This is a genomic window from Pseudomonas sp. (genome assembly GCF_035277045.1).
Lineage (GTDB): Bacteria > Pseudomonadota > Gammaproteobacteria > Pseudomonadales > Pseudomonadaceae > Aquipseudomonas.
In genome coordinates, this window is the sequence record NZ_DATELE010000150.1 from 1 (window position 1) to 10,275 (window position 10,275).

The 10,275-nt window shown below is 62.4% G+C and carries 5 protein-coding genes and 3 pseudogenes; all 8 read left to right on the forward strand.

What is annotated here, in order from left to right; translation table 11 throughout:
• Window positions 1-348: phage minor tail protein L (locus tag VJS90_RS06845; RefSeq protein WP_324120313.1), on the forward strand; the 348-nt coding region annotated here is incomplete at its 5' end.
• A 3-nt stretch (window positions 349-351) separates the two neighbouring features.
• On the forward strand, window positions 352-1,134 hold the full coding sequence (locus VJS90_RS06850; protein ID WP_324120315.1) for a C40 family peptidase: 783 nt from the start codon (window positions 352-354) through the stop codon (window positions 1,132-1,134).
• Entirely contained in the window at window positions 1,131-1,715 is a 585-nt protein-coding gene (locus tag VJS90_RS06855) for a tail assembly protein (RefSeq protein WP_324120317.1), read from the forward strand. The genes VJS90_RS06850 and VJS90_RS06855 overlap by 4 nt, the downstream gene beginning before the upstream one ends.
• A gap of 54 nt (window positions 1,716-1,769) precedes the next feature.
• Window positions 1,770-4,745: pseudogene (locus VJS90_RS06860) on the forward strand (host specificity protein J); the annotation flags it as partial.
• 3,432 nt (window positions 4,746-8,177) lie between these two features.
• A pseudogene (locus VJS90_RS21915) lies at window positions 8,178-8,627 on the forward strand (phage tail tip fiber protein); the annotation flags it as partial.
• Between the two features lie 13 nt (window positions 8,628-8,640).
• Window positions 8,641-9,039 carry a hypothetical protein gene (locus tag VJS90_RS06870; RefSeq protein WP_324120319.1) on the forward strand — a complete coding sequence of 133 codons (399 nt, stop codon included), beginning with the start codon at window positions 8,641-8,643 and terminating at the stop codon, window positions 9,037-9,039.
• The gene (locus VJS90_RS06875; protein ID WP_324120321.1) at window positions 9,039-9,770 is read left to right on the forward strand and encodes a hypothetical protein; all 732 of its coding nucleotides are present in this window, start codon (window positions 9,039-9,041) and stop codon (window positions 9,768-9,770) included. Before VJS90_RS06870 ends, VJS90_RS06875 begins: the two co-directional genes overlap by 1 nt.
• A 9-nt stretch (window positions 9,771-9,779) precedes the next feature.
• Window positions 9,780-10,275 (forward strand): annotated as a pseudogene (locus VJS90_RS06880) (hypothetical protein); the annotation flags it as partial.

Consider the following 10,275-nt stretch of genomic DNA (forward strand, 5'->3'; position numbering starts at 1 on the left):
AACCCGCAGGCATCGAACCAGTGCCGCGAGAACCTCTGGTACATCGAGCAGAAAACCGATGAAGACGGGGAGCAGGTGACGTTCCAGCTCTCCAGCCCGCTCGACCTGGGCGGCCAGATGCTGCCCAGCCAGCAGATCACCAAGCTATGTCGCTGGGCGTGCCGCGGGCAGTACCGGCAAGAGGCTTGTGCCTATACCGGCACGGCCATGTTCACCAAGAAAGACCAACCCACCGACAACCCGGCGCTTGATCGCTGTGGTGGTCGCTGGAAAAGCTGCAAGGCCCGGGGCAACACCCGGCGCTTCGGCGGCTCCATGGGTGCCAGTCTCATCGCCAGTTCGAGGTAATCGATGCGCATCAATCAACAACTGCAGACCGCGATCCGCGAGCATGCCGAAGGCGAGTACCCGGCTGAAGCGTGCGGCGTGCTGATCAAGACCGAGCAGGGCCGCGAGTACGTGCCTTGCCGAAATTTAGCGAAGACACCCCGCGAGCAATTCATGCTGCACCATGAGGACCTGGCCAATGCCGAGGACCGTGGCCAGCTACTGGCGATCGTCCATAGCCATCCCAACGCCGCGCCGACCCCGAGCATGGCCGACCGGGTCAGCTGCGAGCTGCATGAGATCCCTTGGGGCATCATCGGCTGGCCTGGCGGCGACATGGAGTGGTTCAAGCCCTCTGGCTACGAGGCGCCGCTGCTGGGCCGCGAGTTTGCCCATGGCCTGCTGGACTGCTGGGGCGCGTGCCGCGACTGGTATGCCCGCGAGGCTGGCCTGCAGTTGCCGAACTTCGAGCGTCATGATCTGTGGTGGGAAGACCCGGAGGGCCCGAGCCTTTATGAGGCCAACTTCGCAGGCGCTGGCTTCTACCAGGTCGAGGCCCCCCGGCGCGGTGACATGCTGATCTTCATGGTGCCGTCCCCGGGCCGGCCCTGCCACCACCCGAATCATGCCGCCATCTACCTGGGTGATGACCCCAGCCTGGCTAGCGAAGCTGCTCCAGCTCTTGGGGGCGCCGGCCCATTCATCTACCACCACATGGCTGGGCGTGCTTCAACGCGCGAGATCTACGGCTGGTCAATGGCCAACCGGTGCCGCCTGGTGCTTCGCCACAAGGACTACCAGGCATGAAGCGCACCATCAAACTTTACGGCGTGCTGCGCAAGCACTTCGGGCGCGAATACAGCCTGGATGTGAACAGCCCGCGCGACGCGATCACCGCGCTATGCGTGATGGTGCCGGGGTTCGAGAAATTCCTCACGACAGGTGAAGAGCGCGGTCTGGTGTTCACCGTCTTCTCTGGGACTCGCAACCTCGATGGCCAGGAACTGGATCTACACGGTAACGACAGTGCCGATATCCGCATCGCGCCAATTATTCAGGGAAGCAAGCAGGCGGGCCTGTTCCAGACGATTCTCGGCGTCGGCTTGGTCATTGCGGGCTTTGCCACCGGCGGCCTGTCGACCGGCCTGGGCATGGCGCTGCTGGCGGGTGGTGGCTCCCTGGCGCTGGGCGGGGTGGTGCAGATGCTGTCGCCGACCCCTCAAACCGGCAGCCTCGATCGAAACGAGGACGGCAACAATCCGAGCTATGGCTTCGGGTCAGCGGTGACCACCATCGCCCAGGGTAATCCGTACCCGGTCCTGTACGGCGAGCGGGAGATCGGCGGGGCCGTCGAATCTGGTGGCATCTACCCACAAGACAAGCTGTAACAGCTGACATCTTTCGACCCGCTCCGGCGGGTTTTTTCGTTTCTGGAGGGGTGCATGGGCGCAGCAGTGAAGCGCAAGCCGCGGGCAGCCGCCAAGGGCCGACGCCACGTATTCGGCAGCAAGGGCGGTGCAAAGAAGCAGAAGCAACCCAGCATTGCCTCGAACAGCGTGCCCTCGATCTCCACGGCGCGCATGGTCTACCTGTGGAGCTGGGGGCCGATCGTAGGGCCGGTAGACGGCCTGCGCTCGATCAAGCTCGACGGCACACCGATCATGGCCGAGGACGGTACGCTCAACTATCCCGGCGTGAAGTGGCAGTTTCGCTCGGGCGAGCTGAACCAGGAGCGGCTGGAGGGCGTCACCGAGGCGAGCAACGAAATCGACGTTGGCCAGGAGCTGAAAAGCACGGTCCCTTGGGTGCATACGGTTACCCGCGATGTGGCGGACGCCGTTCGCCTGCGCTTTGGCTGGCCGCAACTGCAATCGCAAGACCGTAACGGCAACATCAACGGCGTGCGCATCGACTACGCCGTCGACGTGGCCACCGATGGCGGGCCTTACCAGGAACTGCTGACCTCCTTCGTCGACCGCAAGAACATCACCAAATACGAGCGCTCACACCGCATTGAGCTGCCCGCCGGCAGTCGCTGGACCGTCCGCGCGCGGCGCATCACGCCCGAGGCCAACAGCTCCCTGGTTTCCGACGGCATGTTGGTCGAGGCCATTGCCGAGGTGGTCGACAGCGACCAGGAATACCCGCTGACCGCGGTCGGCTGTCTGGAATACGATGCCCAGCAGTTCGGCGGGGACATCGCCAAGGTCGCGGCGCTGATGCGCGGGCGTATCGTGCGCGTGCCGATGAATTACGACCCGGCAACCCGCACCTATTCGACCGCGGGCACGGGTACCAGCAACGGGGTATGGGACGGCACCTTCAAGGAGGTCTATACCAACAACCCAGCGTGGATCTTCTATGACCTGGCGCTGCACCCGTATTACGGCCTGGGCGAGCGCATCGATGCCAGCATGATCAACCGCTGGGCGCTGTATCGCATCGCGCAGTACTGCGACCAGATGGTGCCGGACGGGAAGGGCGGGCAGGAGCCGCGCTTCACCTGCAACCTCTACCTGCAGAAGCAGGCCGAGGGCTGGGCCGTGCTGCAGGACCTGGCCGCGATCTTCCACGGCCTGGCCTTCTGGGACGGCAGTCAGATCGTGGTCAATGCCGATATGCCCCAGGACTCGGCCTTCACCTACACGATGTCGCAGATTCTCGGCGACGGCGCGGTCAAGTACAGCGGCAGCAAGTGGCGAGATCGGCACAGCCTGGCCATGGTTTCGTTCGACGACCCCGACCAAGGCTTCGAAACGGACAAGGAGCCGGTCTTCGACGAGGAGGCCATGGCCGAATACGGCGTGCGCGAGACCTCGGTTGAGGCCGTCGGCTGTACCTCCCGCGGCCAAGCGCAGCGGGCTGGGCAGTGGGCCCTGCAGACCGAGCAGCTGCAGTTGCGTGGCGCTTCGATGCGCGTCGGCCTGGATGGCTACATTCCAAAACCCGGCAAGGTCATTTCGCTGGCCGACCCTATGTTCGCCGGTCGAGCCAATGGCGGCCGGATCGCTGCGGCCGCCGGCCGCGTGATCACCGTCGACCGCGATATCGAGATCCCCACTGGCGCCCGCCTGCAGCTCAACTTGCCTAGCGGTAAGTCCGAGGCGCGCCAGGTGCGCTCGGTAGCAGGGCGGCAGATCACGGTCATGGCTGATTACAGCGAAGTGCCCGAGCCGGAGTGCGGCTGGGCGCTGGACTACGACGACCTCAAGCTGATGCAGTTCTACGTCCGCAACGTCACGCGGCCCGAATGGCATCAGTTCCAGCTGGAGCTGATCCAGCATGAGCCGACCAAGTTCGATGCGATCGATTACGGCACCGTGATCGACGACAGGCCGATCAGCGTGCTGCCTGCAGGTGTGCAGGATGCGCCAGCGCGCGTGCTCATCACCAGCAACAGCGCGGTCGACCAAGGTATTGCGGTTACCACCATGACGATCGGGTGGGACCAGGCTCCGAACGCAGTGGCCTACGACGTTGAATGGCGCTGGGGCTCGCGTGACTGGATCAAGCTGCCACGCACCGGCGAGTTGTCGGCCGATGTGCGCGGCGTCTACGCCGGCCAGTACCTGGCCCGGGTGCGGGCGGTGAATGCAATGGACGTGTCGTCGATGCCGACCACGTCAATGCTGACCGACCTGGCGGGCAAGACCACGCCGCCGCCGGCGGTCAGCTTCTTGCGTACCACGCCCATCGTCTACGGCACCGGCCTGGCTTGGGGCTTCCCGGCCAGCGCTGAGGACACCCAGCGTACCGAGATCTGGCAGAGCGCGACCACCAGCCGGGATGATGCGGTCAAGCTGGGCGACTTCGCCTATCCACAGGCCGATCATGAGATTCACGGCCTTGCTGCGGGCGTGTCGTTCTTCTACTGGGCTCGGCTGATCGATCGGTCCGGCAACATCGGTCCTTGGTACCCGGATGGCGTCGGCGTCAATGGCCAGTCGAGTTCCGAGCAATCCGCGTACGAAGAGTACTTCAAGGAGAAGATCACCAGCGGCTCGCTTTATCCTGCGCTGCGTGCCGAGATCGAACTGGTCTCGGCCCCACCTTCGGTACCAGGCTCGGTCAATGGCCGCCTGCAAGAGCTGAGCGACCAGGTCACCGAGGTCACGGACGAGATCGAGCGCAAAGCCCTGCAGGCGCAGCAGGACCTGCAGGAGCAGATCGACCAGATCTCCGATCTGTCGGACTCCATGCCCTACGTGCCGGACGACACCTATGCCGTCGGCCAGGCTGTGCTCGGCGAGGATGGCAAGTTGTACCAGGCGAGCAAGGACGTGCCGGCCCAAACGCCGCCGCCGAATGCCGCCTACTGGACCGACATTGGCCAGGCTGTGCAGACGGCAAACGGAACGGCGGCCCGCGTCACTGCTGTCGAAACCAAGGTCACCGAGCAAGAAGGCAAGCTCACCGCCCAGGCTTCGCGCATTGATGGCGTGCAGTCGAGCCTGACGACCACCAACCAGAACGTGACCGCTGCTCAAGCGGCGGCCAATGCTGCTACGACCCTGGCGGGAGGGAAGGGCAAGGTGCTGGTGCAGTCCGGGGCTCCGGCTGTGGCAGACCGCCTGGCGCAGAACCTCTGGATAGACACCACGGGCAATGCCAACACGCCGAAGCGGTGGAGCGGGTCGGCCTGGGTGGCGGTATCCGACAAGGTGGCGACTGATGCTGCTGCGGCCGCGGCCAATGCCCTGTCTGTTGCCAACACCAAGGCTGACGCTACGGTCGTGGACAGCATCACGACCCGGGTGACCGATGCCGAGGGCAAGATCACCAGCCAAGGGCAGGCGATCACTGGCGTACAGAACAGCCTGACCACCACTAACCAGAATGTGACGACCGCGCAGGGTGCTGCTCAGGCGGCGGCCGACCTGGCTGGCAGCAAGGGCAAGGTGCTCGTCCAGAGCGCCGCGCCTGCCGTTGCTGACCGTCTGGCTCAGAACCTGTGGATCGACACGACCGGTAATGCGAACACCCCGAAACGCTGGAGTGGCAGCGCCTGGGTGGCGGTGAGCGACAAAGTGGCCACGGATGCAGCTGCGGCCGCAGCATCCGCGCTGACGCAGGTGGCGACCAAGGCGGACGCTTCGACCGTCAGCAATCTGAGCAACGCGGTCACCCAGCAGGGGCAGGAGATCACGGCACAGGGCACCGCCCTCACCGATGTGAAGGCGACGATCAACAGCATCGGCGGGAACGGCACCAATTTAGTGGACAGCGCCTACAGCTGGCTCACCTCCCCGGCGTTGCCGCTGTTGGCCAATTACAGCCTCTCCTCACTCGGCGTGGCAGTCTCCGGTGCTGCCTCCGGCTTCGGATATCAGTTGTCGTATTCCGGCACCGTAACTAATTCACGGACGATCTTCGGCACAGCGGCCACGACTCCACTGCAGCTGACGGCCGGGAAATATATCGTCTCCTTCTATGCCTCGGCGAACCAGGAAACACGGGTGCAGCCAGGGCTCTGTGATGCCGGGGCCAGTAATGTCATCAGCGGCTCGGTGCTGACAGTTGGCACCGAGCGAGCACGGATATCCACGATTATCGATGTGGTAGCCGATCGCACTGGCCACGTGATTTTGTATATAAACCGCAACGGGGTCGCAGGCGTCGTCCTGACCGTGGACAGCCTGATGGTCGAGCGTCAAATCGCGGGGGGCGTAGTCCCGGCTCCTTTCGTGGCGGGCCCCGCGGCGGCGGCATCCGCGCTCAATGCTTCGGCCACCCAGGCGTTAGACGGTCGCGTTACTCAGAACGAGGGCGCTCTGTCCAGCCAGGGCCAGGCAATCACTGCCATCAACACCAACCTGGGCAAGAAGGCCGACAGCTCAGCCCTGCAGTCGCTGCAATCGGAGGTCACGCAGCAAGGGCAGACCATCAACAGCCAGGGCGCTGCCATCACGGCGGTCAAGGCGACGGTGGACGGCATTGGCGGCTCGGGCGTTAACCTGGTGCCAGCTGAGTACTCTGTGTTCGGCCCGGTCAAACCGGAGATCGTTTACGGCACCACCGTGGCCGCCGTGGTCGAGGACGTGGCCGCCATGAACGGCTGGGCGCTCAAGACCACCAGCAACAGCACCAACACCAGCGCGACGATTTACACGACTGCGCTGGATGCGTATGCCAACTACAACATGGCGGCAAAGCCTGGCAGGTACATCCTCTCGTATCGTGCCAAGACGGACACTCCGGGCCACGTAGTCGCTCTGTTCCTCCGAGCCCGGGACTCGGCCGGCGCGGCCTCCAGTTCGTCTGGTGCCGCTCAGGTTGCGCTGACCGACACGTGGACGCGCTACTCGGAAGTTGTCGACCTGACGGCGGCGACCTATGCCGCCAAAGACAAGATGACGATCGGCATCCAGATGAACCGGTCCGGAGTATCGGGCAGGGTCGCGTATTTCGATCAGATCATGCTGGAGCCTATGATTGGCGGGAATACCGCGCCGTCTCCATTCGCAGTAGGTGACAGCTTCCGCCAAACCGCAGCGAACGCCGCGGCTACCCAGGCAATCGACGTCCGTGTGAAGCAGGCCGAGGGCACTCTGACCACGCAAGGGTCGGCGGTGACCCAGTTGCAGACCGGCCTGACCACCACGAACCAGAATGTGACCACGGCGCAGACAGCTGCCGAGTCGGCCGCCACTCTGGCCGGCGGGAAAGGCAAGGTGATCGTGCAGAACGGCGCTCCCGCCGTAGCAGACCGTCTGGCTCAGAACCTGTGGATCGACACCACTGGCGGGGCCAACACGCCGAAGCGCTGGTCTGGCTCGGCGTGGGTCGCGGTTACCGACAAGGTGGCCACCGACGCGGCTGCCGCTGCTGCCAGTGCCCTGACGCAAGTTGCGACCAAGGCCGACGCCTCTGCCGTCCAGTCGCTGCAGACCGAAGTGACCCAGCAAGGCAAGACGCTGACAAGCACCGGCACTGCAGTAACTCAGTTGCAGAACTCCGTCGGTGGCATCGCTGGCGCGGGAAGCAACCTGTTGTCGGATGAGTACAGCTGGCTGACCTCGACCACGCTGCCGACTATCGCATCCAGCAGCGTCACCCGTGCGGCTATAGCGATTCCCGAGGCTGATTCTGGGTTCGGTATCTCTGCGGTCAGCGCAGGCAATGCGGGCTCCTGGGTGATGATGTGCCCGACCAACAACGCCGCTGGCTATAACGTCAGCATTGAGCCTGGAACCTATCTGGTGTCGATGTATGCGGTTGCCAGCGCGGCGGGCAATGCCAGGGTATCGCTATACAACGGCACGCACCGCTACTCGGCCGACGTCCAGATCACCACCAGCCGCACTCGGCTTGTGTTCCCGATCACTGTCACCGATAGCGCCCGGGTCGGGGTCACCTTCTACATGAACCGCAGCGGTCTGGCCGGCCAAACCGTCAACTTCGATTCGGTGATGATCGAGAAGCGCGTTGGTGAGAACAACACGCCATCTCCATTCGTGGCGGGCCCTTCCGCGCGAGCTGTCAGCGGCGTGGCGAACGCGGTAACCCAGCTGGATACCCAGGTAAAGCAGGTCGGTACCGAGGTTACCGCGCAAGCGACCCGCCTGGACCTGCTGTCCGTGCAGGTCAGCCCGGAGATGGAGGGCGACTCAAGCGGCCTGGCTGGCGCAACTGGTGCGCTGGTGGGTGTGTGGACTGAGCAGTCAGCTCGGGTTGAGGACGGCATTGCCACGGGACGCCGGGTAGACGGGGTGCAAGCAGAGGTGGGCGACGTCCGATCTACGGTGCAAACCGTGAGTGAGAGCGTAGCGAGCCTCGCTTCTTCAACGGCTGAGAGCATTCAGACAGTTCAATCCTCTATTGCTTTAAACGTCGCCTCGACGCAGCAAGTAAGCCAGACCGTAGCAACCTTGGATGGCAAAGTTAATGCCCAGGTAACTATCAGCGCGCAGACCCTTTCCAACGGGCGCAAGGTGATGGCAGGTCTGGCGCTGGGGAGTAATGGCGAGACGTCAGAGATTTTGGCGTTCGCTCAGCGCTTCGCGATCATGGATGAGACGTCTGGTCAGTTGGTACTTCCGTTCGTTGTCCAGGGCGGCCAAGTGTTCATGAATACGGCAATCATCAACAAGGCGTTCATCCAAGAGATTGTCGCTGCGATGTCGATCAAATCGGCGGCAGTTAATGCGCAAGGGCTGCCACTGCTGGAAATTAACTTTGCAGCCGGAACTTTCACGCTGCGTGGCCAGGATGCAAGTGGCTCAACGCTGTTGAATAACGGAGGGCTTTATGTGTACGACGCCAGCGGCATCGAGCGGACAGCTGTGGGTAAGTTGAACTGAAAGCGGAGATGGCATGGCTATTTATGGCGTAAAAATCAAAAACGAGATGGGCATCCAGACGCTAGGCATGGAGGATTTCACCATCCAGCGCCTGGCGACCATGGAAATAGCGGCCGCCCAAGGAAGCGGCGACGGTACCCGCTCCGATTACATCACTTGGAACATACCCGGATACGACCCCGCGAAATGTTTCCTGCTGATCACCCCGAAAGCCTATGCGGGATATCCGCAGAACGGCAGAAACAACGACTGGGGTTTTCTTCCGACGTACCGCAACCTTGGCGGCACGCAGGTGGCGATCTTTACGTATGTGAACAGGCGCAGGCAGACGGGCGTTGGCAGTGATCCCTACCGGGATGATTGGGTGCAGAACACCGCCCATTGCCTGCTCGAAGCGGTGAGGGTGATCTGATGGCCGAATATGGTTTCAGGGCCGTCAACGACTCCGGGACGGTTACCATCTCTAGTGTCTACAAAGCCCTTGTCTTTTCGGAGCGCGGGACGATCAGGGTGACCTCCTCGTACACCGACCGAGGCGGAGTTGGGCAGACCAGCTTTATTCGCCCGATCACCACGCAAGAAGCGCCGCAACTGTTCGTGCGCGTGCAGAGCGCATCCCACGCGTCACTCGGGGTGGCGGCTACGTTACTGGGCGGCCCCGGCAACTGGACGGGAATCCGGATCGACTCAGCAGCCACTGGTTCTTCGCCCCTTCAAAACTTCGTGCTTGAGTACGTGTCATGTAAGTTCGCCGACAATTTACAGGTCTCGGGCTACGGCATGAACATCAGAGATGCGAGCGGTCTACCAGTGTTCTCCGCCAAAGACAAAGTCGTGCGGTATAACAAGTTTGCTACGGTATGGACTCTTGCGCAGGACGTCTCAACTGTTCGGATCTGGACCCCAAACGTGACTATCGATGCTGACGATTTCATCTGTGTGTCGGCAATGGATCGAGGGGTGAACTGGTTTGCGGAGAACTCTCAATTTGCCGGGTTCAATATATGGTCAGCTTCAAAAGCAAATTTGACACTTTACGTGCAGCGAATCACTGCGCTAGGGTTTTGGTATTGGCAGGGATCTAACAATACTCAATTTACAGTGCCGGTCTGCAAATTTCCTATAGACCGGTATTTCAATTAAGGAGCGCACATGACTAAACAAGTTATTAGTCTTGGGTCTACACCTAACGGAGCAGGTGGCGATGACCGCCGCAGCGCCTGGATCAAAGGTAAGGCAAACTTTACTGAGCTGTTCAACTGGCTATCCGGCCGAGCTGACGGGGATGACTATGCCACTTCGCTACCTGCAGCGCTGCCTGTGTCGAAGGGTGGAACGGGCGGGGCCAGTGCCGCAGCGGCGCGGACCAATCTCGGGCTAGGCACTGCCGCGCCTCTCAATGTCGGCCTCGCCAATGGCAATGTCCTGCAGCATGGCGCGTTCGGCTTGGGCTCGACGGCGGTACCACTGGCTGCAAGCATGAACATCTATGCGTCAGGCTTCTATTCGATTCAGGATCCAGATACCCAATACGTGGGAAATACGGGCGTCACCAGCGGTTCAATGATCGCCATGGGCTTTCCCTTCCAGACCACCTACGGATCCCAGTTATGGATGGGCTTCAATGGCAAGATCGGGTTCCGCTCCG

Coding starts and splice junctions, on each gene's coding strand:
- VJS90_RS06875 (WP_324120321.1), top strand. CDS start 9,039: ATGGCCGAATATGGTTTCAGGGCCGTCAACGACTCCGGGACGGTTACC.
- VJS90_RS06870 (WP_324120319.1), top strand. CDS start 8,641: ATGGCTATTTATGGCGTAAAAATCAAAAACGAGATGGGCATCCAGACG.
- VJS90_RS06855 (WP_324120317.1), top strand. CDS start 1,131: ATGAAGCGCACCATCAAACTTTACGGCGTGCTGCGCAAGCACTTCGGG.
- VJS90_RS06850 (WP_324120315.1), top strand. CDS start 352: ATGCGCATCAATCAACAACTGCAGACCGCGATCCGCGAGCATGCCGAA.